We start from the raw sequence: 25,405 nt of genomic DNA on the forward strand, positions 1-25,405 counted from the left end.
GTGGACAGCGGGCCGGTGACCGTGCTGGTGGTCGACGACAGCGGCCCCAAGCGGTACCTGCTGGTGAACTGGCTCACCCGGGCCGGTTTCGTCACCGTGGAGGCGGAGAACGGCACGGAGGCGCTGGACCGGGTGGCCCGTGAGCACGTCGACCTCGTGGTGCTCGACGTGCGGCTGCCCGACATGAGCGGCTTCGAGGTGTGCGAGCGGATCAAGGAGACGCACCCGTACATTCCGGTCATCCACGTCTCCGCCCACGCGGTGGACGTGGTCGACCGGGCGCAGGGTCTCACCCGGGGCGCGGACGCCTACCTGGCCGAGCCGATCGAGCCGGAGGAACTGGTCGCCACCGCGCACGCGGTGCTGCGCTACTACCAGGCCCGGCTGCGTGCCGAGCAGCTCGCCGAGCGGCTCGCCGCGCTCGCCGACGCCACGGTGGAGATGCACGCGACGCCGAACTTCGTCCGGCTGCTGGAGGCGGCAGCGAGCGGCGCGGCGCGGATCTTCAAGGCCCCCGCGGCGGTGGTCGCCGAGACGTTCGACGGGGACTGCCTGGCCGGGGTGGCGGCCGACCCGCACACGCCGGCCACGATCGTGCCGTGGGTGGTGGACGACACCGGCGTGCCGATCGGCACCCGGGTACGGGTCGACGACCCGGGCAACTGGGCGCTGACGGGCTGGCCGGACGGGGACACGGTGACGGTGGCCGCCTCCCGGCTGCGGGAGGACCGCGCCCCGCTGTACGTGGTGGTGCCGACCGCCACCCAGACCGTCCGTACGCCGGTGCTGGTGCAGCTCGCCCAGGCCGTCGCCTCGGCGGTGGAGGCGCAGCGCTCCTTCGACGAGGAGCACCGGATCGCCGTGACGTTGCAGCGCAGCCTGCTGCCGCAGCGGCTGCCCGACGTCGTGGGCCTGGACCTGGCCGTGCGGTACGAGCCGGCGAGCGCGCAGACCGAGGTGGGCGGCGACTTCTACGAGCTGGTGATGCTCGACGGGCACCTGCTGGTGGCGATCGGTGACGTGGCCGGGCACTCGCTGCACGCGGCCACCGTGATGGCCGAGCTGCGCCACGCGGTACGGGCGTACGCGGTCGAGGGCCATCAGCCCGGGGTGATCCTGGACCGGGTCAACGAGCTGATGCGCAACCTGCTGCCGAATGAGCTGGCCACCATCTGCGTGCTGCTGCTCCAGCCGTCGACCGGGCTGGTCCGGATGGCCAGCGCCGGGCACCTGCCGGCGTTGCTGAGCCGGGACGGCCGGGTCGAGTTCGTGGCGCAGTCCGCGCCGCTGCTCGGGGTACGCGCGCCGCGCCCGCCCGACCTGGAGTTCGTGCTTCCCGCCGGGGCGACGCTCGTGCTCTACACCGACGGGCTGATCGAGCGGCGGGACGCCACCATCGACGACGGCATGGCGGCGCTCGGCGTGGCCGCCGCCCGGGTGGACGACGACCTGGACCAGTTCTGCCAGCGGCTGCTGGTCGAGTTGGCGCCGCCGGAGATCCAGGACGACGTTGCGGTGGTGGCGGTCCGCCGCCGCTGACGCGCGTTCCCGGTCACGTACCGTAGCCAAGCTGCCTGTAACACTGCGTCACGGCCGCCGCCGGGCGAGTGAGTGGGCTTGCTGCCGACTTTGCTCTGCAGCCATCGGTGCAGCAGGCGCCTGAGCAGGCGCTTCCTGTTGACCATGGTCGGCGGCGTCGCACCGCCACCGTCACCGTCGGTGTGCGTTGCGTCAGTGGCTGCAGAGCAAAGTCGGCGCGAGGCGAGGCCCGCCGCTCGGGCCGACTGTCACCTTGCGTAACCGCGCGGAGTGAGGGTTGGCCCGCGCTCGGCAGGCCTGACCCGCGTCACGGCCGCAGGGCCGCCAGCGAGCGGGCGTACGCCGCGGGCGAGACCCCGGCGACGGCGGTGAACTCGCGCACCAGGTGGGCCTGGTCGGCGTACCCCAGATCGGCGGCGACCCGCGACCAGTCCAGCGGCCCGGCGGCGGCCTGTTCGATCGCCTCCTGGAGCCGGTAGCGGCGGATCACCCACTTCGGACCGACGCCCACGTGGTCGAGGAAGAGGCGCTGGAGCCGGCGGACGGAGACGCCGCGCCGCCGGGCGAAGTCGGTCACCCGCAGCACGGTCCGGTCGGCGCGGATCTCCTCGACCAGCGTGGTGGCCTCCGCGGCGAGCGGATCCGCGACCGGCGGCCACGAGGTCAGCAGCTCGTCCAGCCTCGCGCAGCGCTCGTCGTCGGTCCCCGGGCAGATCGGCCCGCCGGGGATCGGCACGCGCCGGCCGGTCAGTTCGGCGACCGGGCGCCGCCAGAACGGCCGGAAGCCGCCCGGGCGGAACTGGACGCCGGAGACCCGGCCGACGCCGTGCAGCGTGACGGCGAACAGGCCGGTGTCGACGCCGGCGATCTCGCCCTGCTCGGGCGCGCCCTCCTGCGCCTGGAACACCACGTTCACGGTGGGGTGCGGCACCACCCGCTGCTCGAACGGCTCGGTCAGATCCCAGTCGATCAACCAGTAGTGCTCCACCCACCGGCGCAACGCCGGGGCGGCCATCCGGCGCCGGAACCGGACCTGCTGCCGCAGCCGGCCCGGATCGAGGATGCCCCGGTTGTCACGCCGAGGTTCGTGTCGCATTTCTTCAAGACCGCCCTCATACGCTGCCCCTATGAGCACGAAGACTAGTGAGCTGCTCGCCGTCGCGGCGCCGCGTACGGTCGCTGTGGTTCGCGGCATCTCCGACGAGCAACTCGGCCTGCCCACCCCGTGCCCCGACTACACGGTGCGCGACCTGCTCGGGCACCTGTTCGACGTGGTGGTCAACTTCCAGGCGCTGGCCCGCCGGGAAGAGGTCGACTGGTCCGGCAAGACCGATCACCTGACCGAGGGCTGGCGTGACCGGTTCGCGACCGAGACGGCCCGGCTCACCGAGGCCTGGTCCGACCCGGCCGCGCTGGAGGGCGTGTCACCCGGCATGGGGCTCCCACAGGAGACCGTCGGGTCGATGGCGCTGATCGACCTCACGGTGCACGGGTGGGACCTGTCCCGGGCCACCGGCCAGGAGCTGACAGTGGATCCGGCCGTGGTGTCGGCCGGGCACGAGTTCATGGACCGGATGGGCGACATGGGGCAGAAGATGGGCGCGTTCGGCCCGCCGGTGCCCACCGAGGCGGCGCCGGCCAGCATGGACGCGCTGCTCGGCCGGGCCGGACGGAACCCGGCCTGGACCCGCTGACGTTGCTTGCTCGCCGGCACGGGGCGGCGAGCGGCACGGACGGCGGCGCCCGCCGGGCCGGGACGGCCGGCGTCCGGCCCGGCGGTCAGCGACCGAGCAGCCCGGCGGAGCCGGCGACGACCAGCCCGATCACCGTCGAACAGCAGCAGACGACGAGCGCGGCGGCCACCACCACGAGGATCAGCCAGGTCGGTCCGCGTCGCGCCGCCGAGGGCTCCTCCGCACTCATGCCGGCAGTCTAGGTTGGTGCGATGGAGCTGATCTCGATCGCCGACATCCGCGCCGCCGCCGAGGACGTGGCCGGTACCGTGCTGCGGACCCCGTTGGTGCCGGTGCTCTGGGACGATCAGCTGTGGCTCAAGCCGGAGAACCTGCAACCGGTGGGGTCGTTCAAGCTGCGCGGCGCCACCCACGCGGTGGCCCGGCTCGATCCCGCGACCCGCGCCCGGGGGGTGGTCACCCACTCGTCGGGAAACCACGGGCAAGCCCTGGCGTACGCGGCCCGCGCCCTCGGCGCGCCCTGCACGGTGGTGGTCCCCGAGGGGGCGCCGGAGGTCAAGGTGGCCCGGATGCGGGCTCTCGGCGCGGACGTACGGCTGGTGCCGCCGGCCCGGCGGCTCGCCGAGGCGGAGCGGATCGTGGCCGGGACCGGGGCGACGCTGGTGCCGCCGTTCGACCACCCGGCGGTCATCGCCGGTCAGGGCACCGTCGGGCTGGAGATCGTCACCGACCTGCCGGACGTGGACGTGGTGCTGGTGCCGGTGGGCGGCGGTGGGCTCGGCTCGGGCGTGGCCACTGCGGTCAAGGCGCTGCGCCCGTCCGCCGCCGTGATCGGCGTCGAGCCGGCGCTGGCCGCCGACGCCCAGGAGTCACTCGCCGCCGGTGAGGTGGTCGTCTGGGACGTCGAACGCACCTACCGGACGTGCGCCGACGGGCTGCGGACCAGCCTGTCCGCGCTGACGCTGGCCCACCTGCGGGACCGGCTCGACGGCATCGTCACGGTCACCGAGGACGAGATCATGGCGGCCACCGGCTGGCTGCTCCGGGACGCGCGACTGGTGGCCGAGCCGAGCGGCGCGGTCGCCCTGGCCGCCCGGCTCTTCCACAGTGGCGAGCTGCCGGCCGGCCGTACCGTCGCGGTCGTGACCGGCGGCAACGCCGACCCGCAGGTGCTCACCGCGGCACTGGCCGCCTGAACCCCGTCACGCGCGGCCGACGCGGTCCAGGATCCAGGCGTTGACGAACGCCTCCTCACGCCACGAGTCGTACCGGCCGCTCGGCCCGCCGTGGCCCGCGCCCATCTCGGTCTTGAGCAGGTAGTCGCCGGCCGGCGCGAGCGCGCGCAGCCGGGCGATCCACTTGGCCGGCTCGTGATAGAGCACGCGAGTGTCGTTGAGGCTGGTCACCGCCAGGATGGCCGGGTAGTCGGCGGCGGTCACATTCTCGTACGGCGTGTACGACTTCATGTACGCGTACACCTCGGGGTCGTCCAGCGGGTTGCCCCACTCCTCCCACTCGGTGACCGTCAACGGCAGCGACGGGTCGAGGATCGAGGTGAGCGCGTCCACGAACGGCACCTGCGCGACGATCCCGGTGAACGCGTCCGGGGCGAGGTTCGCCACCGCGCCCATCAGCAGGCCACCGGCCGACGCGCCCCGGGCGACCAGCCGGTCGCTCGCCGTCCAGCCCGCCTTCACCAGGTGCCGGGCGCAGGCCACGAAATCGGTGAACGTGTTCTTCTTCGCCAGCAGCTTGCCCTCGTCGTACCAGCGCCGGCCCAGCTCGCCGCCGCCCCGGATGTGCGCCACCGCGAAGATCACGCCGCGGTCGAGCAGGCTCAGCCGGGCGATCGAGAACCACGGGTCCATGCTCGCCTCGTACGACCCGTAGCCGTAGATGACGGCGGGCGCCGAGCCGTCGCGCGGGGTGTCCCGGCGGCAGACCAGCGAGATCGGTACCCGGGTGCCGTCGTCGGCGAGCGCCCAGTCCCGGTGCTGCTCGTAGTCGGCCGGGTCGTACGGCCGCCCGTCCGGCCCGGGGCGTACCGGCTTCTGCCGCCGCAGCGTCAGCTCCCGGGTCACCAGGTCGTAGTCGTAGACCGAGTCCGGGGTGACGAGCGAGGTGTAGCGCAGCCGTACCTCGTTCGTGCGGTACTCCGGGTTCGCGTCCAGCCCGACGCTGTAGATCGGCTCGGGGAAGTCGATGTCCCAGCTGTCGTCGCTGCCGACCGGCAGCACCCGCAGACCGGTCAGTCCGTTGGCCCGCAGCGACACCACGAGGTGGTTCTCGAACGCGTCGACCGCCTCCAGCCGGGTGCCCGGCGTGTGCGGGATCAGCGGCGTCCACTCGCCCGGCGCGTCCGCCGAGGTGTACGCCAGCGCGAAGTCCTCCGCGCCGTCGTTGTGCAGGATCAGGAAGCGGTGGCCGTGGTGCTCCACCGCGTACTCGATGCCCTGACGCCGCGGGGCCACGACGGCGGGCTCGCCGGTCGGGTTGGCGGCCGGGATCACCCGCACCTCGCTGGTGATCTTGCTGTGGATGTCGATCACCACGAAGCGCTCGGAGCGGGTCAGCTCGACGCCGACCCAGAACCGCTCGTCGTCCTCCTGGTAGACCACCACGTCCTCGGTGGACGACGTGCCGACGGTGTGCCGCCAGACCCGGTTCGGCCGCCACGCCTCGTCCACCGTCACGTAGAACAGCGTCGAGGCGTCGCTCGACCACGCCGTGCCGTAGAACGTGTCCGGCACCTCGTCCGGCAGCGACTCGCCGGTGGTCAGGTCCTTGATCCGCAGCGTGAAGCGCTCGTCGCCGGAGAAGTCGGTGGAGTAGGCCAGCCAGCGGCCGTCCGGGCTGACGTCGAACGCGCCGAGCGAGAAGAAGTCGTGCCCCTCGGCGAGATGGTTGCCGTCGAGCAGCACCTCCTCGCCGTCGAGCGGCGCGCCGTCGGCGCTGACCGGGGGCGCGGTCTCGCCGGGGCGGACCGCGCGGCGGCAGTGCACGCCGTACTGCTGCCCCTCGACGGTGCGGGTGTAGTACCAGTGACCGTCCTTGCGGGTCGGCACCGACAGGTCGGTCTCCTGGGTGCGCCGGCGCGTCTCCTCGAACAGCTCCGCGCGCAACTCGGCCAGGTGGGCGGTGCGCGCCTCGGTGTAAGCGTTCTCGGCGTCCAGGTAGGCGATCGTGTCCGGGTCGTCCTTGGCGGCGAGCCAGGCGTACTCGTCGAGGACTGTGTCACCGTGATGGACGCGCTCGGTCGGGACGCGCTTGGCGACGGGCAGTGGGGTTTCGGTCACGGCGCCACGTTACCGGGCGCCGGACCGCCGCCGGGGCCGCCCGCCGCGCGAATCCGGCGACTCGCCGCCAGGGCTTTCGAACATGTGTACGATAAGCGCCATGGCGGATGCAGCTCGTTCCACCAACCGACCCGGAGCCCTCGACATCACCCGGAAGCTGGCGGAGATCTGTGGTTCGCCGTTCGCCCGCTTCGCCGGCCCGGCCGACGAGGTGGCCGGGCGTACCGCCCGCTGGGTGGCCGTGCCGGGCGGCCCGCACGCCGCCGCCGAGGTGTTGCGGCTGGCCGCGGCGTACGACCTGACAGTGGTGCCCCGCGGCGCCGGCACGAAGATCGACTGGGGCGCCGCTCCGGCGCAGGTGGACATCATGCTCGACACCGGCCGCCTCGCCGGCGTCTGGCACGAGCCGCATGCCGCGGCGGTGGCCGAGATCGGCGCCGGTACGCCGCTGCGCGCCGTCCAGGCCACGCTGGCGCGCACCAACCGGCGGCTGCCTGTCGACGCGCCCTCGCCGGGCGCGACGCTCGGCGGGGTGCTCGCCGCCGACGAGTCCGGTCCGCTGCGGCACCGGCACGGCAGCCCGTGCGCCCAGCTCATCGGCGTGCGCTATCTCGACGCCGACGGCGAGTTGGTGAGCGTCGGCGAGTCCGGCACGGAGGCGTTCGGCCGGGCCGCCCCGGATGTTGGCGGTGGCCGTCCGGGCGGACGCGCTCCGGCGGCCGATGCCGGTGCCGACGGAGGTCCGGGTCGCGGTGGTGGCGATGCGATCCTCGGTCGGGGTGGGATGCCCGGGCTGGACGTGGCACGGCTGCTCTGCGGCTCGCAGGGCGGGCTCGGCGTGCTGGTCTCGGCCACCATGCGGGTGCAGGCCGTGCCCGCGAGCCGGGTCTGGGTGTCCCGTCCGGTCTGGACCCCGCTGGAGGTGCACGACCTGGTCCGTGCCGTACTGGCGTCCGGCGTCGGCCCGGCCGCCGTCGAGTTGGACCTGCCCGTGCCGGTGCCGTTGCCCCGTCGCCGGATTCCGGCCACGCACCCGTCGGTGATCAACCGCCCCGATCACCCGGCCGTGACCGGCCGGCCCGCGGCGGGCAGCCTGGTGGTGCTCCTGGAGGGCGGCCCGGCCGACGTGACCGAGCGGGCCGAACGGCTCACCGCCGTGCTCGGCGCCCCGGCGATGGTCAGCCACCACGCGCCGGAGTGGTGGGGGCGCTATCCCTTCGCGCCCGGAGACACCGCGCTGCGCATCGAGGTGCCGATCAACGACCTGCACGCCGCCGTCTACGCGCTGCGCGACGCCGCCGGCACCCCCGTGCCGGTACGCGGCTCGGCCGGCGGCGGCGCGGTGCACGCCGCCCTGCCCGGCGCGCTGCCGCCGGAGCGGGTCGCCTCGATCCTCACCGCCGTCCGCAGCGTGCTGATCGCCCGGCGAGGCCGGTGTGTGGTGGTGGCCGCGCCGCCGGCGGTGCGCCGTGCCGTGGACCTCTGGGGCGAGCTGCCCGCGTTGCCGCGCCTGCGCAGCGCCAAGGCCCACCTGGACCCGCACCACCGGCTGGCCCCCGGCCGCCTCCCCGGTGGTCTCTGAATCCGGCCCGCCTCGGCCTGCTCACCCGGCACCCCGACCTGCCTCCACACTGGACGCCCGTCCCAGCGGGCGCGGCACCGGCAGGCACCAGTTCGGGGTGGTGGTTGTGTCCACGTGCGCCGGATGCCGCCACTTCGGCGAGCTGGCGCCGCCTACCCGCCACCGACAACCCGCACTCCCCACCACTGTCGTGATCAAGGAGTTTGTGTCACGTTTCGCGCCTCCCCAGGCCACAAACTCCTTGATCACCGCCGGGTCGGAACCGGAGTCGGAACCGGGGGCGGGGCGCGGGGAGAGGGCTACGGGGTGTCGTTTCGGAGGACCAGGACGGCTATGTCGTCGCGCGGTGGCTCCACCGAGAAGGCGATCGTCGCCGCGCGCAGCCGTGCCGCGACCACGTCGGCCGAGTACCCGGCCAGCGGCGCCGCCGACTCGCGCAGCCGTTCGGTGCCGAACAGCTCGCGTCCGCGCCGCCGCTCGGTGACCCCGTCGGTGTAGAAGATCAGCGCGTCGCCGGGCTTGAGCGCCAGCTCGGCGGTCGGCGTGGTGATCGTGTCGAGCAGGCCCAGCGCCGTACCGCCGGTGCCGACGAAGGTGGCGCCGCCTCCACCGTGCAGCAGCACCGGGCGGTCGTGGCCGGCCAGGTGCAGCGAGACGTCGAGCTGGTCGCCGTCGCCGGGTGAGACGGCCGCCAGCGCCAGCGTGCAGTAGCGTCCGCCGCCGCGCTCGACGAGCGTCTCGTTGAGCCGGCTGAGCACCTCGGGCAGCGGCTTGCCGTCGCCGACGAGGACCCGGATCACGTCCCGGACCAGGCCGGTCACGGCGGCGGCCTGCACGCCCTTGCCGGAAACGTCGCCGACCACCACGAGCCAGCGGCCGTCCGGCAGCGGGACCACGTCGTAGAAGTCGCCGCCGACTTCCGCGTCGTCGCCGGTCGGGACGTACTCGGCGGCGAAGCCGATGCCCTCGACCACCGGGAGCACCGGCGGCAGCAGGGACTGCTGGAGCGTCTGGGCGACCCGGCGGCGTTCGGCGTGGATGCGCGCGTTCTCGATGGCGAGGGCGGCGCGGCGGGCCACGTCCTCCAGCACCGAGACCTCGTCCGGGTCGTGCCGGTGCCGCTGGTGCCGGCCCACCGCGAGGGTGCCGAGCCGCTGGCCACGGGCGATCAGCGGTACGGCGAAGCCCTCCATCGGTCCGCCGAGCGGCACCTGGGCGGCGTTGCGGGACGCCTCGCGCAGCCGGGACTGGATCGAGTCCGGGCCGGTCTCCTGGAGGATCCGGTGCAGCTGCGGCAGCATGGCCTCGTCGGCATGGCTGGAGGCGGCGAGACGCAGCCGCCCCCACTCGTCGGTGGTGTGCACGGCGCACCACTGGCCGAGCCGGGGCACCACGAGCTGCGGGATGAGCGCCATGGTCAGCTCGACGTCCAGCGACTGGGCGAGCAGTTCGCTCGCCTCGGCCAGGAACGTCAGCCAGGTGGACCGGCGTACGTCGGCGCGGCGCAGCCGGTCGTTCTCCAGGTGCAGCGACAGCCGCTCGGCGGCCAGCACCGCCAGCGGCCGCGCGTACGTCGAGGGCGCCGCGTCCAGTTCCAGCTCACCGGTGTACGGGCGGTGCACGGCGAGCGGTACGCGCAGCAGTTCGTTGCCCTCACGCGGGTGCCGGCCGTACCGGGCGAACACCTGGGTGCCGAGCCCGTCGCCCCGGTCCAGCCGGACCGTGCCACCGGCGGCGCCGACCATCTCGCCGACCCGGCTCAGCAGGGCGGTCGCGAACTCGGGCAGTGGCTCGTCGGCGTACGGGTCGGGCGTGATCTGCATCAACTCGCTCATCGCGGCGGCGCTGGGCGTACCGTCGCCGGTCCGTTCCGGCTCGGTCACCGGCGGTGGGCCGGCCGACGGGCGGGCGGGGCCGCCGGGGCCGGGCCGGTCGAGGCGGAACCAGACGCCCTTGCCGGTGGGCAGGTACGTGGTGCCCCACCGGCTGGAGAAGTGGTCGACGAGCAGCAGTCCGCGTCCCCGCGCGGCCACTTCGGTGATGTCGGAGGTGGTGTTGCGCACGCCGACGATCAGTTCGTCGACGGGTCCGGAGGCGAAGTCGGTGACGGTGACGGTGAGGCCGTTCGGGTCGGCTTCGACCTCGATGTCCAGTTCGGTGCGCGCGTGTTCGACGGCGTTCGTGGTCAGCTCGGTGGTGAGCAGCAGCGCCTCGTTCAGCAGTTCGGGCAGCCGCGCTTCGAGCAGCATGGTGCGTACCACCGCGCGGGCCGCCGCCGGGGTGCGGCGGTCTGCGGGGAGGCGGACGCGGCGGACGTGCTCGTCCGCACCGCCGCTCCGAGTGGCCCCCGCCTCCGCTGACACCTCCGTATCCTCCACCGGTCCGGCCCCGGGTGCCAAGGGTCCGGCGAACCGGCCAGTCGGGCGGATACGGCGCGTGACGCGCGGTTGCACGCCGTGACCTCGACGGATCGCGCGGCAGAATGATGGGATGGCCGCGTGACGGCACGAGCCCGAGCGGAGCGAGGAACCATGACCACGGCAAAACAGTCGGTGACCGCGGACCCGTCCGCGCCCGACCACGAGGTGCTCCTCGGCGAGCTGGTCGACGCGTTGCGCCGGGTGGCGCACGGTGACCTGCGGGTACGCCTGCCGCGCCGGGCCGGACTGCCCGGTGAGGTCGCTGACGCCTTCAACGACGTGGTGTCGTTGCAGGAGCGGCAGCACCTGGACCTGCGCCGGATCAGCCGGATCGTCGGCCGCGACGGCCGGCTCACCGAGCGCCTGGACGACGAGGGCCTGGACGGCTCCTGGGCGGAGGGGCAGCGGGCGGTCAACTCGCTCATCGACGACCTGGGCCGGCCCACCACGGAGATCGCCCGGGTGATCGTGGCGGTCGCCGACGGTGACCTCTCCCAGCACATGGCGCTGGAGATAGACGGTCGTCCGCTCCGGGGTGAGTATCTGCGCATCGGCCGCACGGTGAACACGATGGTGGACCAGCTGTCGTCGTTCGCCGACGAGGTGACGCGGGTGGCCCGTGAGGTGGGCACCGAGGGCAAGCTGGGCGGCCAGGCCGACGTGCGTGGCGTGGCCGGCACCTGGAAGGACCTCACCGACTCGGTGAACACCATGGCGTCGAACCTCACCGGCCAGGTGCGGTCGATCTCGCAGGTGGCGACCGCCGTCGCGAAGGGCGACCTGTCGCAGAAGATCACGGTCGGTGCGCGCGGCGAGGTGGCCGAGCTGGCCGACACGATGAACTCGCTCACCGACACGCTGCGGCTGTTCGCCGAGCAGGTGACCCGGGTGGCCCGCGAGGTGGGCACCGAGGGCAAGCTGGGCGGCCAGGCCGAGGTGCCGGGCGTGGCCGGCACCTGGAAGGACCTGACCGACAACGTCAACTCGATGGCGTCGAACCTGACCGCGCAGGTCCGCAACATCGCCCAGGTGTCGACGGCTGTCGCCAAGGGTGACCTGTCGCAGAAGATCACGGTGGCCGCGCAGGGCGAGATCCTGGAGCTGAAGGACACCGTCAACACGATGGTGGACCAGCTGTCGTCGTTCGCCGACGAGGTGACCCGGGTGGCGCGCGAGGTGGGCATCGAGGGCAAGCTGGGCGGCCAGGCGCAGGTGCGCGGCGTCTCCGGCACCTGGCGGGACCTCACCGAGAACGTGAACCAGCTCGCCGGCAACCTGACCAGCCAGGTCCGCAACATCTCCCAGGTCTCCACGGCGGTGGCCAAGGGCGACCTGGGCCAGAAGATCACCGTGGACGCGCAGGGCGAGATCCTGGAGCTGAAGAACACCGTCAACACGATGGTCGACCAGCTCTCGTCGTTCGCGGACGAGGTGACGCGCGTGGCGCGTGAGGTGGGCACCGAGGGCAAGCTGGGTGGTCAGGCCCAGGTCAAGGGCGTCTCCGGTACGTGGCGCGACCTGACCGACAACGTGAACTCGATGGCGTCGAACCTGACCAGCCAGGTGCGGAACATCGCCTCGGTCACCACTGCGGTGGCGAAGGGCGACCTGTCGCAGAAGATCACCGTGGACGCCCGGGGCGAGATCCTGGAGCTGAAGTCGACTGTCAACACGATGGTGGACCAGCTGTCGTCGTTCGCCGACGAGGTCACCCGGGTGGCCCGTGAGGTGGGCACCGAGGGCAAGCTGGGCGGCCAGGCGCAGGTACGCGGCGTCGCCGGCACCTGGCGGGACCTGACGGACAACGTCAACTCGATGGCGTCGAACCTGACCGCGCAGGTGCGCAACATCGCCCAGGTGTCCACGGCGGTGGCGAAGGGCGACCTGTCGCAGAAGATCACCGTGGACGCGCAGGGCGAGATCCTGGAGCTGAAGTCGACTGTCAACACGATGGTGGACCAGCTGTCGTCGTTCGCCGACGAGGTCACCCGGGTGGCCCGTGAGGTGGGCACCGAGGGCAAGCTGGGTGGTCAGGCCCAGGTCAAGGGCGTCTCGGGTACGTGGCGGGACCTGACCGACAACGTGAACTCGATGGCGTCGAACCTGACCAGCCAGGTGCGGAACATCGCCTCGGTCACCACCGCCGTGGCGAACGGTGACCTGGGTCAGAAGATCACCGTGGACGCGCAGGGCGAGATCCTGGAGCTGAAGAACACAGTCAACACGATGGTGGACCAGCTCTCCTCGTTCGCCGACGAGGTCACGCGCGTGGCGCGCGAGGTGGGCACCGAGGGCAAGCTGGGTGGTCAGGCCCAGGTCAAGGGCGTCTCCGGTACGTGGCGCGACCTCACCGAGAACGTCAACCAGCTCGCCTCCACGCTCACCACGCAGTTGCGCGCGATCGCGCAGGTCTCCACGTCGGTGACCCGCGGCGACCTGACCCAGCGGATCAACGTGAAGGCGCAGGGCGAGGTCGCCGAGCTGAAGGACAACATCAACCAGATGATCGTCACCCTCCGGGAGACGACGAAGAAGAACGCCGAGCAGGGCTGGCTCGACTCGAACCTGGCCCGCATCGGTGGTCTGCTGCAGGGCCAGCGCGACCTGGGCGAGGTCTGCCGCATGATCATGATGGAGGTGACCCCGCTGGTGGACGCGCAGCTCGGCGCGTTCTTCCTGGCGGACAGCTCCGAGGGCAGCATGCGGCTGCGGCTCACCGCCTCCTACGGGTACGTGGCCCGGGGGCACGACGTGACGTTCGGCCCGGGTGAGGGGCTGGTCGGGCAGGCCGCGTTGTCCCGCCGGACCATCCGGGTCAAGGCGCAGCCGGACGGGCGCCTCGTGGTGCGCTCCGGGCTGGCCGACACGCCCCCGGCCGACCTGGTGGTGCTCCCGGTCCTGTTCGAGGGCGAACTGCTCGCCGTGATCGAGTTCGCCGGCGTGGCCACGTTCTCCGACCTGCACCTGGCGTTCCTGGAGCGGCTGGTGCTCACCATCGGCGTCGCGGTCAACACCATCCAGGCCAACCGGCGTACGGAGGAGCTGCTGGCGCAGTCGCAGCGGCTGGCGCACGAGATGCAGGACCAGTCGGCCGAGTTGCAGCGCACCAACGCCGAGCTGGAGGACAAGGCGAAGCTGCTGTCCGAGCAGAAGGCCAACATCGAGACGCAGAACCGGGAGATCGAGCTGGCCCGCCTCGGCCTGGAGGAGAAGGCGCAGCAGCTCACCCGGGCGTCGGCGTACAAGTCGGAGTTCCTGGCGAACATGAGCCACGAGCTGCGTACGCCGCTGAACTCGCTGCTCCTGCTGGCCCGGCTGCTGGCCGAGAACCCGGAGCGCAACCTCAGCGCGAAGCAGATCGAGTTCGCGCGGACCATCCACGGCGCCGGCTCGGACCTGCTCTCGCTGATCGACGACATCCTCGACCTGTCGAAGATCGAGGCGGGCCGGATGGACGTGGAGCCCACCGAGATCCAGTTCGCCGAGATCCGGAGCTACGTGGAGCAGGCGTTCGCGCCGCAGGCCGAGGAGAAGGGCCTGGACTTCCAGGTACGGGTCAGCAGCGACCTGCCGCCGGCGCTGGTGACCGACGCCCAACGGTTGCAGCAGATCCTGCGCAACCTGCTCTCCAACGCGGTGAAGTTCACCGACAACGGCGCGGTGACGCTGCGGATCGGGCCGGCGGCCGAGAACGCCGTCTTCGACGTGCCGGCGCTGACGAACGCGCAGCGGGTGATCGCGTTCACCGTGATCGACACCGGCATCGGCATCTCCGACGACAAGCTGTCGCTGATCTTCGAGGCGTTCCAGCAGGCGGACGGCACCACCAGCCGGCGGTACGGCGGGACCGGCCTGGGCCTGTCCATCAGCCGTGATCTGGCCCGCCTGCTCGGCGGCACGATCACCGTCTCGTCCGCGCCCGGTCAGGGTTCGACGTTCACTCTCTTCGTACCCGATGTGCTGGCGCCGGACGCGGTGGTGGCGCCGGCGCCGCCGTCGCCGAGCCGCGCGGGCCTGCCGTCGTCGCTGCTCATGCCGATGGAGCTGCCGCAGCCGCAGGAGACGCCGGCCACCCGGCGGCTGGACGGCGTGACCGTGCTGATCATCGACGACGACGTGCGGAACGTGTTCGCGTTGACGTCCGCGTTGGAACTGCACGGCATGACCGTGTTGTACTCGGACAACGGGGCGGACGGCGTCCGCCAGCTCGCCGAGCATCCGGAGGTGGACATCGTCCTGATGGACGCCATGATGCCGGACCAGGACGGGTACGAGACGACAGCGCAGATCCGCCGCAACCACCGGTTCGCGGACCTGCCGATCGTCTTCCTGACCGCCAAGGCGATGCCCGGCGACCGGGAGTCGGCGCTCAGCGCCGGCGGCAGCGACTACATCACCAAGCCGGTGGACCTGGACGAGCTGATCGAGCTGATGGCGTCCTGGATCGGCCGCAGCCGAGGCGAGGAGAACGCGTGACGCAGACGGCCAAGGCCCTGCTGGTGGACGACCGGCGGGAGAACCTGATGGCGCTGGAGGCGATCCTCCAGGGTCTCCCGGTGCAGTCGGTCGCGGTGGAGAGCGGCGAGGCCGCGCTCAAGCAGCTCCTCGTGGACGACTTCGCGGTGATCCTGCTGGACGCCCAGATGCCCGACATGGACGGCTTCGAGACGGCGACGCACATCAAGCGGCGCGAGCGCACCCGGCACGTACCGATCATCTTCCTGACCGCCGCGGACAAGGACGCGCAGCTCGCGTTGCGCGGCTACGCGGCGGGTGCGGTCGACTACCTGACCAAGCCGTTCGATCCGTGGGTGCTGCGGGCGAAGGTGACCGTCTTCGTCGACCTGTGGGTGAAGACCCGGCAGCTCGCCGCCCAGTCGGACCTGGTGCGGGAGCGGGATCTGCAGTGGCGGCACCTGACCGACGCGGTGGACGAGGCGACGGCGCTGCTGCGCGCCGACGACGACCCGTCCACCCGCGAACGCGCGGTCGAGCTGCTGGAGCAGGCGCGCTGGGGCAACACCCGCTGACGGGTCAGCCGCCGTGCCCGGTCGCGGCCCGCCGGGCCCGCCACCGGTCGCCGAGCGATTCCAGTTCCTCCTGTACGAAGAGGAAGAAGTCGCGCATCTCGGCGACCCGTTCACCGGCCGGGGTGCTGCGGCCGTGCAGCGCGTCGACCCCGCCGGCGGCGATGTCGATGAAGTTCTTGTAGAGCGTGGTCTTGGTGATCGTCGCCTCGTACCAGGGGTTGTCCGGCATCCGGTAGCGGTCGCGCCGGGACCCCTTGACCGGCTCGCGGACCAGCATGGCGAACTGGGTCAGGTAGCGGACCGCGCCGCTGACCGCCGCCGCGCTGACGCCGAGCCGTTCGGCGATCTCGCCCGCGGTGAGCGGGTCGTCGGCGCTCATCACCGTGAACAGGACCCGGGCGGCCATCCGGGGGAAGCCCACGTCGGCGAAGGCCATCGCCATCCGCTCCACGAAGAGGTGGACCTCCTCCTCGTCGTGGCGGAACGGCTCGTTCATGGTCGGCTCCTCGACACTCACCCCGTGACCCTACAGTCTTCACAAGTTTGTGAAACGAGCGTAGCTTCTGAATTATGGAAACGGCAATCGATGTGTCCGGCCTGGTGAAGACCTTCGGCCGCACCCGGGCCCTCGACGGGCTCGACCTGACCGTCCGCACCGGGGAGGTGCACGGCTTCCTCGGCCCGAACGGCTCCGGCAAGTCGACCACCATCCGGGTGCTGCTCGGCCTGCTGCGGGCGGACGCGGGGGCCGCCCGGCTGCTGGGCGGCGACCCCTGGCGGGACGCGGTCGCGCTGCACCGCCGCCTCGCGTACGTGCCCGGCGACGTCACGCTCTGGCCCAACCTCAGCGGCGGCGAGGTGATCGACCTGCTCGGCCGGATGCGCGGCGGGCTCGACCCGAAACGCCGCGCCGAACTGCTGGACTCCTTCGAGCTGGACCCGCGCAAGAAGGGCCGCACCTACTCCAAGGGCAACCGGCAGAAGGTCGGCCTGGTCGCCGCGCTCGCCTCCGACGTCGAACTGCTCATCCTCGACGAGCCGACCTCCGGGCTCGACCCGCTGATGGAGGAGGTCTTCCAGCACTGGGTCCGCCGCGCCGTCCACGACGGACGCACAGTGCTGCTGTCCAGCCACATCCTCGCCGAGGTGGAGGCGCTCTGCGACCGGGTGACGATCATCCGGGCCGGCCGGACGGTGGAGTCCGGCACGCTCGGCGACCTGCGCCACCTGCACCGCACCGCCATCGACGCCGAGGTCGCCGCGCCGCTCGACGGCCTGGCCGACCTGCCCGGCGTACACGACCTGCGGGTCGACGGGCGGCGGGTGCGCTTCGACGTCGACACCGCCGCGCTCGACGCCGCGCTGCGCCGGCTCACCGAACTGGGCGTACGCAGCCTGGTCAGCACGCCGCCCACGCTGGAGGAACTGTTCCTGCGGCACTACGAGACGGCGGACCGGGCATGAGCACGCTCACCGGCACCCGCCACCTGGTCCGGCTGATCCTGCGCCGGGACCGCCTCCTGCTGCCGCTGTGGGTGCTGATCCTCGCGGTGCTGCCGATGACGTACGCGGCCAGCTTCGCCGGGCTGTTCCCGACCGCCGCCGAGCGGGCCGCGTACCTGGAGGGCACCGCCCGCAACCCGTCCATCGTCGCGCTGCTCGGCCCCGCCTACGGCGACAGCATCGGCGGGCTGACCGCCCAGCGCAGCGGCTTCCTGCTGCTCATCGTCGCGCTGGCCAGCCTGCTCACCGTCATCCGGCACACCCGCACCGAGGAGGAGGCCGGCCGGCGGGAACTGCTCGGCGGCAACGTGCTCGGGCGGCACGCCGGGCTGACCGCCGCGCTGCTCGTCACGTACGCGGCGGATCTGCTGCTCGGCCTGCTCACCGCCGCCGGGCTGGTCGCGACCGGGCTGCCGGTCGGCGGCTCGCTGGCGTACGGCCTGGTCACCGTGCTGACCGGCGTCGTGTTCGCCACGCTCGGCGGGCTGGCGGCCCAGTTGACCGAGACCGCGGGTGGGGCGCGGGGCATCGGCCTCGCCGGTCTCGGCGCCGCGTTCGGGCTGCGCCTGGCCGGGGACACGGCGGGCAACGACTGGCCGAGCTGGCTGTCCCCGCTGGGCTGGGCCGCCCGGGTCCGCCCCTACGAGGGGGAGCGGTGGTGGGTGCTGCTGCTGCCGCTTGCCGCCACGGCACTGCTCGCCGCGTTCGCGTACCCGGTCTCGGTCCGCCGCGACCTGGGCGCGGGCGTGCTGCCGCCCCGGCTCGGCCCGGCCGCCGCCGGTGGTGGCCTGTCCGGTCCGTTCGGCCTGGCCTGGCGGCTGCACCGGGGGCAGATCCTCTGGTGGTCGGTCGGGTTCGGCCTGCTCGGCCTGATCCTCGGTGGCGCGGCCGAGGCGGCCGGCCGGTCCGTCGAGGGCAGCCCGCGGATGGAGGAGATCGTGGCCCGGCTCGGCGGGGCGTCCGGCATGGCCGACGCGTACCTGGGCGTGACGCTGAGCCTGGCCGGGCTGGCCGCCGCCGGGTACGGCATCCAGGCCGCGCTGCGGATGCGCGCCGAGGAGTCCGCCGGGCACGCCGAGCCGGTGCTCGCCACCGGCACCCGCCGCTCGACCTGGCTGCTCTCGCACGTGACGTTCGCGCTGCTCGGCCCGGTGGTGGTGCTCGCGGTGACCGGGCTCGCGACCGGCCTGACGTACGGCGTGAGCACCGGTGACGTGCCCCGGCAACTCGGCCGGATGCTCGCCGCGGGCCTGGCTCAGGTGCCGGCGGCGTGGGTGCTGGCCGGGCTCGCCGTGCTGCTCTACGGCCTGCTGCCCCGGCTCGCGCCGGTCACCTGGGCGGTGCTGGCGGTCTGCGTGCTGCTCGGGCAGCTCGGCGCGGTGCTGGAGCTGGACCAGTGGCTGCTGGACCTGTCCCCGTTCACGCACACCCCGCAGGTGCTCCGCGACGCCTGGACCCCCACCCCGCTCTACCTGCTCACGGCCCTGGCGGTGACCCTGGCCACGGCTGGCCTGCTCACCTTCCGCCGCCGAGACCTCCCCGTCCTCTAGCAGCGTTGATCTTGCACTTGCGGCCCCGGCGAAAGGGGTGAATCACCCTCGTGGAGGGCCGCAAGTGCAAGATCGCGGAGGAAGGAGGGCGGGGCTACGGGGTGGCTTCGTTGCGGATCATCAGGGCGCTGCGGAGACCGGTGATGTCCAGGACGCGGATCAGGAAGTCCCCGACGTTGGTGAGTATCAGCAGGCACTGGGCATGACTGGCCTTGCGGCTGAGCACCACGAGCGTGCCGAGGCCCTGCGAGTCGCAGAACGTGACCCCGGCCAGGTCGAGCACGATGCGCGGGGGCGGATCCGCCAGCACCTCGTTGACCACCGTCGAGAGCTGGGCGGCCGTGAGCATGTCGATCTCACCGGCCAGACGAAGCACTGCTTCGTCACCGGTCCGCTGTACGGCGATGGACAGTTCGGCACGATCCACCCGGTCAGCCTATCGCGATCTCGACCGACGGGCCTGTCGAGCGGATCGCTGGCGGCCTGCCGCCGCTCACCGGGGTGAGCCTGGTAACCCCCGTCGCGGGGTGCGTGCCAGGCAGTGCTCCGACGCTGACACAATGGGCCCATCGTGACCGAGACGCTTTCCGCCGGATCCGGCCGCTACCCGGCCGACGCCCCGGCCTCCGAGGCCCTGTTCGACCGCGCCAAGGCCGTCGTGCCCGGCGGGGTGAACTCTCCCGTGCGCGCGTTCCGTGCCGTCGGCGGCACCCCGCGCTTCATGGTCCGGGGGGAGGGTCCGTGGCTCTTCGACGCCGACGGTCGTCGGTACGTCGACCTGGTCTGCTCCTGGGGCCCGCTCATTCTCGGCCACGCGCACCCGGCAGTGGTGGAGGCGCTGCGCGAGGCCGCCACGCTGGGCACGAGCTTCGGCACGCCCACCCCGGGTGAGGTGGACCTCGCCGAGGAGATCATCGCGCGGACGCCGGTCGAGCAGGTGCGCCTGGTCAACTCCGGCACCGAGGCGACCATGTCGGCGATCCGGCTGGCCCGCGGCTTCACCGGCCGCTCCAAAATCATCAAGTTCGCCGGCTGCTACCACGGCCACTCGGACGCGCTGCTCGCCGCCGCCGGCTCCGGCGTGGCCACGTTCGGCCTGCCCGACTCGCCCGGCGTGACCGGCGCGGCAGCGGGCGACACGATGGTGCTGCCGTACAACGACCTGCGCGCGGTCGAGGAGGCGTTCGCCGCCCAGGGCCAGCACATCGCCGCGATCATCACCGAGGCCGCCGCCGGCAACATGGGCGTGATCGCCCCGCGTGACGGCTTCAACGCCGAACTGGCCCGGATCGCGCACGCGCACGGCGCGCTGCTCATCGTCGACGAGGTGATGACCGGGTTCCGGGTGTCCCGCGCCGGATGGCACGGCCTCGACCCGTCGGACGCGGACCTGTGGACGTACGGGAAGGTCATGGGTGGCGGCCTGCCCGCCGCGGCGTTCGGCGGGCGCGCGGAGATCATGGCGAAGCTCGCCCCGGCCGGCCCGGTCTACCAGGCCGGGACGCTCTCCGGTAACCCGCTGGCCTGCGCCGCCGGACTGGCCACGCTGCGGCTGGCCGACGACGCGCTCTACCGGCGGCTCGACGAGACCTCCGCCGCGCTCGGCAAGCTCACCACCGAGGCGCTGTCCGCGGCCGGCGTGCCGCACCGCCTCTCCACCGCCGGCAACATGTTCTCGGTCTTCTTCACCGACGCGGACGTGCGCGACTACGACAGCGCCCGTACCCAGGTGGTGCCGGCGTTCAAGGCGTTCTTCCACGCGATGCTCGCCGGTGGCGTCTACCTGCCGCCGAGCGCGTTCGAGTCGTGGTTCGTCTCGACCGCGATCGACGACGCGGCGTGGGAGCAGATCGCCGCCGCCCTGCCGGTGGCGGCGCGGGCGGCGGCAGCGGCGGGAAGCGGGGGGTAACTATGGCGGAGACCGTGGTGCACGTGCTGCGGCACGGTGAGGTGCACAACCCGGACGGCATCCTCTACGGCCGCCTGCCCGGGTTCCGCCTCTCCGAGCTGGGCGTGCAGATGGCGAAGGCGGCCGCGCAGGCGCTCGCCGACCGGACCGTGGTGCACGTGGTGGCCAGCCCGCTGGAGCGCGCCCAGCAGACCGCCGAGCCGATCGCGGCGCAGTTCGGCCTCTCCGTCGGCGTCGACGAGCGGCTGATCGAGAGCGCGAACTGGTTCGAGGGCAAGAAGGTCTCGCCCGGTGACGGCTCGTTCCGCGACCCGCGCAACTGGTGGGTGCTGCGCGACCCGGTGACCCCGTCCTGGGGCGAGGCGTACCGGGCCATCGCCGAGCGCATGTTCGCCGCGCTGCACGCCGCCCGCGTCGCCGCCGAGGGCCGCGAGGCGGTGCTCGTGTCGCACCAGCTCCCGATCTGGACGCTGCGCCGGCACGTCGAGCGCAAGCGCCTCTGGCACGACCCGCGCCGCCGCCAGTGCGGCCTGGCCAGCCTCACCTCGTTCCACTTCGACGGCGCCAAGATCGTCGGCATCGGGTACTCCGAGCCGGCCGCCCACCTGGTGTCGATCTCGCCGACCGCCCGGACGGCCAAGGGGGCCTGATGCTCACCCGGAGGCTCGCCGCCGCCCTGCTCGCCGCCGTCACCGCCGGTACGGCGCTGGTCGGCTGCTCCTCCGGCAGCCAGGAGAGCCGGTGCGCGGCCGACGGCTCCGTCGTCACCTGCGCACCCGACCAGCGCTCGAAGACGCCGAAGGTCAGCGGTGAGCTGCTCACCGGCGGCGGCTACGACATCTCCCGCGACCGCGGCCAGGTCGTCGTGGTCAACTTCTGGGGCTCCTGGTGCGCGCCCTGCCGTGCCGAGGCCGACGACCTGGAGGACACCTACCAGGCCACAAAGGGCTCCGGCGTGACGTTCCTCGGCATCAACGTGCAGGACAGCAAGGACAAGGCGCTCGCCTTCGAGGAGGGCCGGGTCACGTACCCGAGCATCTTCGACCCGGCCAGCCGGCAGGCGCTCAACTTCGACATCCCGCCGAACACCACCCCGGCCACCGTCGTGCTCGACCGCGAGGGCCGGATCGCCGTGGTGATCCGCCGGGCCGTCACCCGCGACGAGCTGCGGCCGATCGTCGAGAAGATCGCCGCCGAGTCACCGGCGCCGAACGGCGCCCGCTGATGGGCGAGACGTTCCGCCAGCTCGCCGAGTCCGGCCCGCTGCTGTTCGCGGTGGGCGCGGCCGCACTGGCCGGGCTGGTGAGTTTCCTGTCCCCGTGCGTGCTCCCGCTGATGCCCGGCTACCTGTCGTACGTGACCGGCCTGGCCGGCGCCGACCTGGAGGGTGCAAGGAAGGGCCCCCTGTTAACGCCTCCGGTAGAGGAAGGGCCCCTTGTTAACAGCGGCGGCGCGAGCGGGGGCGGTGTGGGCGTCGCCGAGCGGGCGGCGCCGGCCCGGACCACCGCGGCCGTCAAGGGCCGGGTGCTCGCCGGCACGCTGCTGTTCATCGCCGGCTTCACAGTCGTGTTCGTCGCCACCGCGATCCTCTTCTCCGGCGTCGGCAAGCTCTTCTTCCGGTACGAGCGCACGCTGGAGATCGTCATCGGCGCGCTCGTGGTGGTGCTCGGGCTCGGCTACCTCGGGGTGATCCCCGGCATGCAGCGGGAGTTCCGCATCCGCTGGCTGCCCTCCGCCGGGCTGCTCGGCGCGCCGGTGCTCGGCGCGGTCTTCGCGCTCAGCTGGCTGCCCTGCACCGGCCCGACGCTCGGCGCGGTGCTCGGCATGGCGGCCACCGAGGGGGGCACCGACCGGGCCGTGGTGCTCGCCGTGGCGTACTGCCTCGGGCTGGGGATACCGTTCGTCGTCTTCGGGCTGGGCTTCCAGCGCCTGCTCGGGGTGTTCCGCGCCGTCCGGCGCAACAGCCGCTGGGTCACCCGCATCGGCGGGGCCCTGCTGATCGCGATCGGCCTGGCGCTGATCAGCGGCGGCTGGGTGAACGTGGTGATCTGGCTGCAGACGAACGTGGGCGTGGGCGAGGTGAGCATCTGATGACGACCGTCGACGACCGGCCGTCGACCCCTCCGGCGCAGGCACCCCGACGGCGGGTCAACCCGGTGCTGGCCCTGCTGCGCAACTCGTGGCGGCAGCTCACCAGCATGCGTACCGCGCTGATCCTGCTGTTCCTGCTCGCCGTCGCGGCCATCCCCGGCTCGGTGCTGCCGCAGCGCGGCGTCAACCCGGAGCGGGTCAACCAGTGGTTCGTGGACCACCCCGACCTCGCGCCCCGGCTGGACCAGATCGGCGCGTTCGAGGTCTTCGGCTCGGTCTGGTTCTCCGCGATCTACCTGCTGCTGTTCACCTCGCTGATCGGCTGCATCCTGCCCCGCGCCCGGGACCACGTCCGCGCGCTGCGGATGAAGCCGCCGGCCGCGCCGAAGCGGCTCGAACGGCTGCCCCAGCACACGGTGCTGGAGGCCCCGGCCGCCGCCGACCCCGAGGCGATCGCGGCGGTGCTGCGCGGTCGCCGGTGGCGGGTCACCGTGCGCGGCAACGAGGTCTCCGCCGAGAAGGGCTACCTCAAGGAGACCGGCAACCTGCTCTTCCACGTGTCGCTGGTCGCCGTCCTGCTCGGGGTCGCGCTCGGTTCCTGGTACGGATGGCACGGCAACCGCATCCTGGTCGCGGGCGAGGACAACGCCTTCTGCAACACCCGTCAGCAGTACGCCGAGGCGTCGCTCGGCCCGCGTGTGGACAGCGCCGACCTGCCGCCGTTCTGCCTGACGCTGGAGAAGTTCGAGGCCGACTACCTGCCGTCCGGGCTGGCGTCCCGCTACTGGGCCACGGTGACCGTGGACGAGCCGGGCGGCACGGCGCGGACCGCCGGCTTCTCGGTCAACTCGCCGCTGCGGCTCGGCTCGGCGAACGTCTACCTGCTCGGCAACGGCTACGCGCCGCTGCTGAAGTACACCGACAAGTACGGCCGCAGCCAGACCAGCGAGGCGCCGTTCCTGCGTACCGGCGACTCCAACGCGACCGAGGAGGGCGTGGCGATCTTCCCGGACGCCAACGTCGACCCGAAGACCGGCGCGCGGTCCCCGGACCAGCAGATCGCCTTCGACGGGCTCTACCTGCCCACCGGGCCGGAGAGCGCGCCGTACGTGGCGTCGCAGTATCCGGCCGAGCGCAACCCGATGGTGAACCTGACCGCGTACCGGGGGAACCTCGGGATGGACGCCGGCATCCCCGGCTCGGTCTACGCGCTGGACCGGCGGCAGATCGACGACGGCAAGCTCAAGGAGATCGGCACCAAGCTGCTGCGGCCGGGGGAGAAGTGGACCCTCGACGACGGCAGCACGCTGGAGTTCGTCGGCACCAAGCCGTACATCACGCTCGCGGTCCGGCACGCGCCCGGGCAGACGCTGCTGCTGGTGGCCAGCGGCACGCTGCTGCTGGGCCTGATGGGCTCGCTGTTCGCCCGGCGGCGACGGGTGTGGTTCCGGGTTTCGCCCCCGGAGGGTGGATCTCCGACGGGCGGTAGTAGTTTGGTGGAGGCCGGTGGGCTGCCGCGCACCGAGCACCCAGGGTTCGCCGACGAGTTCGCGCAGCTCGTCGCCGCGGTGAGCGGCGACGAGCCGGACGCGCGGCGGGCGCGAGAAGGAGACGAGTGATGTCCGCACTCTCCGACCAGCTGGTCGCGTACGCGATCCTGGTGTACCTGATCGCGATGATCAGCCACGCCGTGGAGTTCGCGCTGGGCAACGCGCGGAAGGTCCCCGCGGCCGCGCCCGCGCGGGAACTGGTCGGCGCGGGCGTCGGCGGCGCCGGCGGCACCGTCGACGAGCCGGCCGCGCCGCCGCGCCCGGACCACTCCGCCGCCCGGGCCGTGCTGGCCGGCCGGATCGCCGGCTGGCTCACCGCGGTCGCCGCCGCCGTGCACCTGGGCGCGGTGATCACGCGGGGCGTCGCCGCCGACCGGATGCCCTGGGGCAACATGTACGAGTTCGTGCTGACCGGCACCTGGATCGGTGTGGCGGCCTGGCTCGTGGTGCTCTGGAAGCAGCCGTGGCTGCGCCGGCTCGGGCTGTTCCTGACGCTGGTGATGGTGCTGCTGCTGGCGTTCGCCGAGCTGAAGCTCTACGTGCCGATCGAGCCGCTGATGCCGGCGCTGCAGTCGTGGTGGTTCATCATCCACGTCTCGACGATCATCTTTGCCTCGGGCCTCTTCCTGCTGGGCGTGGTGCCCGCCGCCGCGTACCTGATGCGGGCCGGCTGGGAGCAGGGTCGCCGCAGCTTCCCGTACACCCTGGCCCGCCGCCTTCCGGCGGCGGCCGGGCTGGAGCGGTTGACCTTCACGCTGCACGCCTTCTCGTTCCCGATCTTCACGTTCGCGGTGATCGCGGGCGCGATCTGGGCCGAGGCGGCGTGGGGCCGCGCCTGGGGCTGGGACCCCAAGGAGACCTGGGCGTTCATCTCCTGGGTGGTGTACGCGGGCTACCTGCACGCCCGGGCCACGCCGAGCGTGAAGCGCAACGTGGCGACCTGGATCTCCATCGTGGGCTTCCTGACCGTGATGATGAACCTGTTCGGCGTGAACTTCTTCTTCACCGGTCTGCACTCGTACGCCGGGGTGTAGTGGCCGGGCGCGCGCTCAGCACCTCGTCCACCCGGCGCGTGACCTGGTAGGCCACCTCCGGCAGGTCGGCCAGTTCGAGGCGGTCGGCCCGGAGCGCGAACTGGGCGTGCAGTTCGCGGGCCACCGCGTCGCGGATCTCTGCCTGGAGTGGGCTGAGGCCGTCCGGGTCACCCACCACGTATGCGTCATCCATCCGCCGATGATGAA

21 protein-coding genes are annotated in these 25,405 nt (G+C 72.6%); 14 read left to right on the forward strand and 7 right to left on the reverse strand.

Going from position 1 to position 25,405, the window contains the following annotated elements:
- The gene (locus tag J3R08_RS00815; RefSeq protein ID WP_209959632.1) at positions 1–1,539 is read left to right on the forward strand and encodes a SpoIIE family protein phosphatase; all 1,539 of its coding nucleotides are present in this window, start codon (positions 1–3) and stop codon (positions 1,537–1,539) included.
- 307 nt (positions 1,540–1,846) lie between these two features.
- Here J3R08_RS00815 and J3R08_RS00820 read toward each other — a convergent pair whose 3' ends face one another.
- The gene (locus tag J3R08_RS00820; RefSeq protein WP_104114820.1) at positions 1,847–2,635 is read right to left on the reverse strand and encodes an AraC family transcriptional regulator; all 789 of its coding nucleotides are present in this window, start codon (positions 2,633–2,635) and stop codon (positions 1,847–1,849) included.
- 31 nt (positions 2,636–2,666) lie between these two features.
- Here J3R08_RS00820 and J3R08_RS00825 point away from each other — a divergent pair, with 31 nt between their 5' ends.
- The gene (locus tag J3R08_RS00825) at positions 2,667–3,233 is read left to right on the forward strand and encodes a TIGR03086 family metal-binding protein (RefSeq protein WP_209959633.1); all 567 of its coding nucleotides are present in this window, start codon (positions 2,667–2,669) and stop codon (positions 3,231–3,233) included.
- A gap of 85 nt (positions 3,234–3,318) precedes the next feature.
- On the opposite strand, the gene J3R08_RS00830 is transcribed toward J3R08_RS00825, so the two are convergent.
- Complete coding sequence (locus J3R08_RS00830; protein WP_166455678.1) at positions 3,319–3,462, reverse strand: hypothetical protein; 144 nt, start codon at positions 3,460–3,462, stop codon at positions 3,319–3,321.
- Between the two features lie 22 nt (positions 3,463–3,484).
- Here J3R08_RS00830 and J3R08_RS00835 point away from each other — a divergent pair, with 22 nt between their 5' ends.
- Entirely contained in the window at positions 3,485–4,429 is a 945-nt protein-coding gene (locus J3R08_RS00835; protein ID WP_209959634.1) for a threonine/serine dehydratase, read from the forward strand.
- A 6-nt stretch (positions 4,430–4,435) separates the two neighbouring features.
- Here J3R08_RS00835 and J3R08_RS00840 read toward each other — a convergent pair whose 3' ends face one another.
- Positions 4,436–6,529 carry a S9 family peptidase gene (locus J3R08_RS00840; RefSeq protein ID WP_209959635.1) on the reverse strand — a complete coding sequence of 698 codons (2,094 nt, stop codon included), beginning with the start codon at positions 6,527–6,529 and terminating at the stop codon, positions 4,436–4,438.
- A 100-nt stretch (positions 6,530–6,629) separates the two neighbouring features.
- On the opposite strand from J3R08_RS00840, the gene J3R08_RS00845 reads away from it, so the two are divergent.
- Positions 6,630–8,111: an FAD-binding oxidoreductase gene (locus J3R08_RS00845; protein WP_245254645.1), complete on the forward strand. Its 1,482-nt coding sequence runs from the start codon at positions 6,630–6,632 to the stop codon at positions 8,109–8,111.
- A gap of 299 nt (positions 8,112–8,410) precedes the next feature.
- Here the strand turns inward: J3R08_RS00845 and J3R08_RS00850 are convergent, their stop codons facing one another.
- Positions 8,411–10,474: a SpoIIE family protein phosphatase gene (locus tag J3R08_RS00850; protein WP_043327416.1), complete on the reverse strand. Its 2,064-nt coding sequence runs from the start codon at positions 10,472–10,474 to the stop codon at positions 8,411–8,413.
- Positions 10,475–10,642: 168 nt separating this feature from the next.
- On the opposite strand from J3R08_RS00850, the gene J3R08_RS00855 reads away from it, so the two are divergent.
- Positions 10,643–15,007 (forward strand): HAMP domain-containing protein, encoded by a 4,365-nt coding sequence (locus J3R08_RS00855; RefSeq protein WP_043327414.1) that lies wholly within the window; start codon positions 10,643–10,645, stop codon positions 15,005–15,007.
- Positions 15,004–15,561 carry a two-component system response regulator gene (locus J3R08_RS00860; protein WP_013283536.1) on the forward strand — a complete coding sequence of 186 codons (558 nt, stop codon included), beginning with the start codon at positions 15,004–15,006 and terminating at the stop codon, positions 15,559–15,561. The genes J3R08_RS00855 and J3R08_RS00860 overlap by 4 nt, the downstream gene beginning before the upstream one ends.
- 4 nt (positions 15,562–15,565) lie before the next feature.
- Here the strand turns inward: J3R08_RS00860 and J3R08_RS00865 are convergent, their stop codons facing one another.
- A complete protein-coding gene (locus tag J3R08_RS00865) occupies positions 15,566–16,078 on the reverse strand; it encodes a GbsR/MarR family transcriptional regulator (protein ID WP_280841761.1) in 513 nt (170 codons plus the stop codon).
- A 53-nt stretch (positions 16,079–16,131) separates the two neighbouring features.
- On the opposite strand from J3R08_RS00865, the gene J3R08_RS00870 reads away from it, so the two are divergent.
- Together J3R08_RS00870 and J3R08_RS00875 are read left to right on the forward strand one after the other, a co-directional pair.
- On the forward strand, positions 16,132–17,025 hold the full coding sequence (locus J3R08_RS00870) for an ABC transporter ATP-binding protein (RefSeq protein WP_043327413.1): 894 nt from the start codon (positions 16,132–16,134) through the stop codon (positions 17,023–17,025).
- Positions 17,022–18,614 carry an ABC transporter permease gene (locus J3R08_RS00875; protein WP_209959638.1) on the forward strand — a complete coding sequence of 531 codons (1,593 nt, stop codon included), beginning with the start codon at positions 17,022–17,024 and terminating at the stop codon, positions 18,612–18,614. The genes J3R08_RS00870 and J3R08_RS00875 overlap by 4 nt, the downstream gene beginning before the upstream one ends.
- A 94-nt stretch (positions 18,615–18,708) precedes the next feature.
- Here the strand turns inward: J3R08_RS00875 and J3R08_RS00880 are convergent, their stop codons facing one another.
- Complete coding sequence (locus J3R08_RS00880; protein ID WP_043327409.1) at positions 18,709–19,041, reverse strand: STAS domain-containing protein; 333 nt, start codon at positions 19,039–19,041, stop codon at positions 18,709–18,711.
- A gap of 144 nt (positions 19,042–19,185) precedes the next feature.
- Here J3R08_RS00880 and hemL point away from each other — a divergent pair, with 144 nt between their 5' ends.
- Genes hemL through ccsB form a run of 6 tightly spaced genes read left to right on the forward strand, consistent with a single transcriptional unit; the run spans position 19,186 to position 25,198 of the window.
- A complete protein-coding gene (gene hemL / locus J3R08_RS00885; RefSeq protein WP_209959640.1) occupies positions 19,186–20,523 on the forward strand; it encodes a glutamate-1-semialdehyde 2,1-aminomutase in 1,338 nt (445 codons plus the stop codon).
- Between the two features lie 2 nt (positions 20,524–20,525).
- Positions 20,526–21,173 (forward strand): histidine phosphatase family protein, encoded by a 648-nt coding sequence (locus J3R08_RS00890; RefSeq protein ID WP_013283542.1) that lies wholly within the window; start codon positions 20,526–20,528, stop codon positions 21,171–21,173.
- Complete coding sequence (locus J3R08_RS00895; RefSeq protein ID WP_030500717.1) at positions 21,173–21,748, forward strand: TlpA disulfide reductase family protein; 576 nt, start codon at positions 21,173–21,175, stop codon at positions 21,746–21,748. Before J3R08_RS00890 ends, J3R08_RS00895 begins: the two co-directional genes overlap by 1 nt.
- Positions 21,748–22,614 carry a cytochrome c biogenesis CcdA family protein gene (locus J3R08_RS00900; RefSeq protein WP_064448401.1) on the forward strand — a complete coding sequence of 289 codons (867 nt, stop codon included), beginning with the start codon at positions 21,748–21,750 and terminating at the stop codon, positions 22,612–22,614. Before J3R08_RS00895 ends, J3R08_RS00900 begins: the two co-directional genes overlap by 1 nt.
- Positions 22,614–24,233 (forward strand): cytochrome c biogenesis protein ResB, encoded by a 1,620-nt coding sequence (locus J3R08_RS00905; RefSeq protein WP_209959642.1) that lies wholly within the window; start codon positions 22,614–22,616, stop codon positions 24,231–24,233. The genes J3R08_RS00900 and J3R08_RS00905 overlap by 1 nt, the downstream gene beginning before the upstream one ends.
- A complete protein-coding gene (gene ccsB / locus J3R08_RS00910) occupies positions 24,233–25,198 on the forward strand; it encodes a c-type cytochrome biogenesis protein CcsB (protein WP_064448403.1) in 966 nt (321 codons plus the stop codon). The genes J3R08_RS00905 and ccsB overlap by 1 nt, the downstream gene beginning before the upstream one ends.
- Here ccsB and J3R08_RS00915 read toward each other — a convergent pair.
- Positions 25,167–25,391 carry a hypothetical protein gene (locus J3R08_RS00915; protein ID WP_043327397.1) on the reverse strand — a complete coding sequence of 75 codons (225 nt, stop codon included), beginning with the start codon at positions 25,389–25,391 and terminating at the stop codon, positions 25,167–25,169. The genes ccsB and J3R08_RS00915 overlap by 32 nt on opposite strands.
- Between the last annotated feature and the right edge of the window lie 14 nt (positions 25,392–25,405).

The sequence above is a fragment of the Micromonospora sp. HB375 genome, from assembly GCF_017872985.1.
In the GTDB taxonomy this organism is placed as follows: domain Bacteria; phylum Actinomycetota; class Actinomycetes; order Mycobacteriales; family Micromonosporaceae; genus Micromonospora; species Micromonospora chalcea.

Bases quoted from the DNA above. Each gene is read 5' to 3' on its own strand.
- J3R08_RS00835 (WP_209959634.1), top strand. From the start codon at position 3,485: ATGGAGCTGATCTCGATCGCCGACATCCGCGCCGCCGCCGAGGACGTG.
- J3R08_RS00900 (WP_064448401.1), top strand. From the start codon at position 21,748: ATGGGCGAGACGTTCCGCCAGCTCGCCGAGTCCGGCCCGCTGCTGTTC.
- J3R08_RS00820 (WP_104114820.1), bottom strand. From the start codon at position 2,635: ATGCGACACGAACCTCGGCGTGACAACCGGGGCATCCTCGATCCGGGC.
- J3R08_RS00845 (WP_245254645.1), top strand. From the start codon at position 6,630: ATGGCGGATGCAGCTCGTTCCACCAACCGACCCGGAGCCCTCGACATC.
- J3R08_RS00890 (WP_013283542.1), top strand. From the start codon at position 20,526: ATGGCGGAGACCGTGGTGCACGTGCTGCGGCACGGTGAGGTGCACAAC.
- ccsB (WP_064448403.1), top strand. From the start codon at position 24,233: ATGTCCGCACTCTCCGACCAGCTGGTCGCGTACGCGATCCTGGTGTAC.
- J3R08_RS00915 (WP_043327397.1), bottom strand. From the start codon at position 25,391: ATGGATGACGCATACGTGGTGGGTGACCCGGACGGCCTCAGCCCACTC.
- J3R08_RS00875 (WP_209959638.1), top strand. From the start codon at position 17,022: ATGAGCACGCTCACCGGCACCCGCCACCTGGTCCGGCTGATCCTGCGC.
- J3R08_RS00905 (WP_209959642.1), top strand. From the start codon at position 22,614: ATGACGACCGTCGACGACCGGCCGTCGACCCCTCCGGCGCAGGCACCC.
- J3R08_RS00855 (WP_043327414.1), top strand. From the start codon at position 10,643: ATGACCACGGCAAAACAGTCGGTGACCGCGGACCCGTCCGCGCCCGAC.
- J3R08_RS00870 (WP_043327413.1), top strand. From the start codon at position 16,132: ATGGAAACGGCAATCGATGTGTCCGGCCTGGTGAAGACCTTCGGCCGC.
- J3R08_RS00895 (WP_030500717.1), top strand. From the start codon at position 21,173: ATGCTCACCCGGAGGCTCGCCGCCGCCCTGCTCGCCGCCGTCACCGCC.
- J3R08_RS00825 (WP_209959633.1), top strand. From the start codon at position 2,667: ATGAGCACGAAGACTAGTGAGCTGCTCGCCGTCGCGGCGCCGCGTACG.
- J3R08_RS00830 (WP_166455678.1), bottom strand. From the start codon at position 3,462: ATGAGTGCGGAGGAGCCCTCGGCGGCGCGACGCGGACCGACCTGGCTG.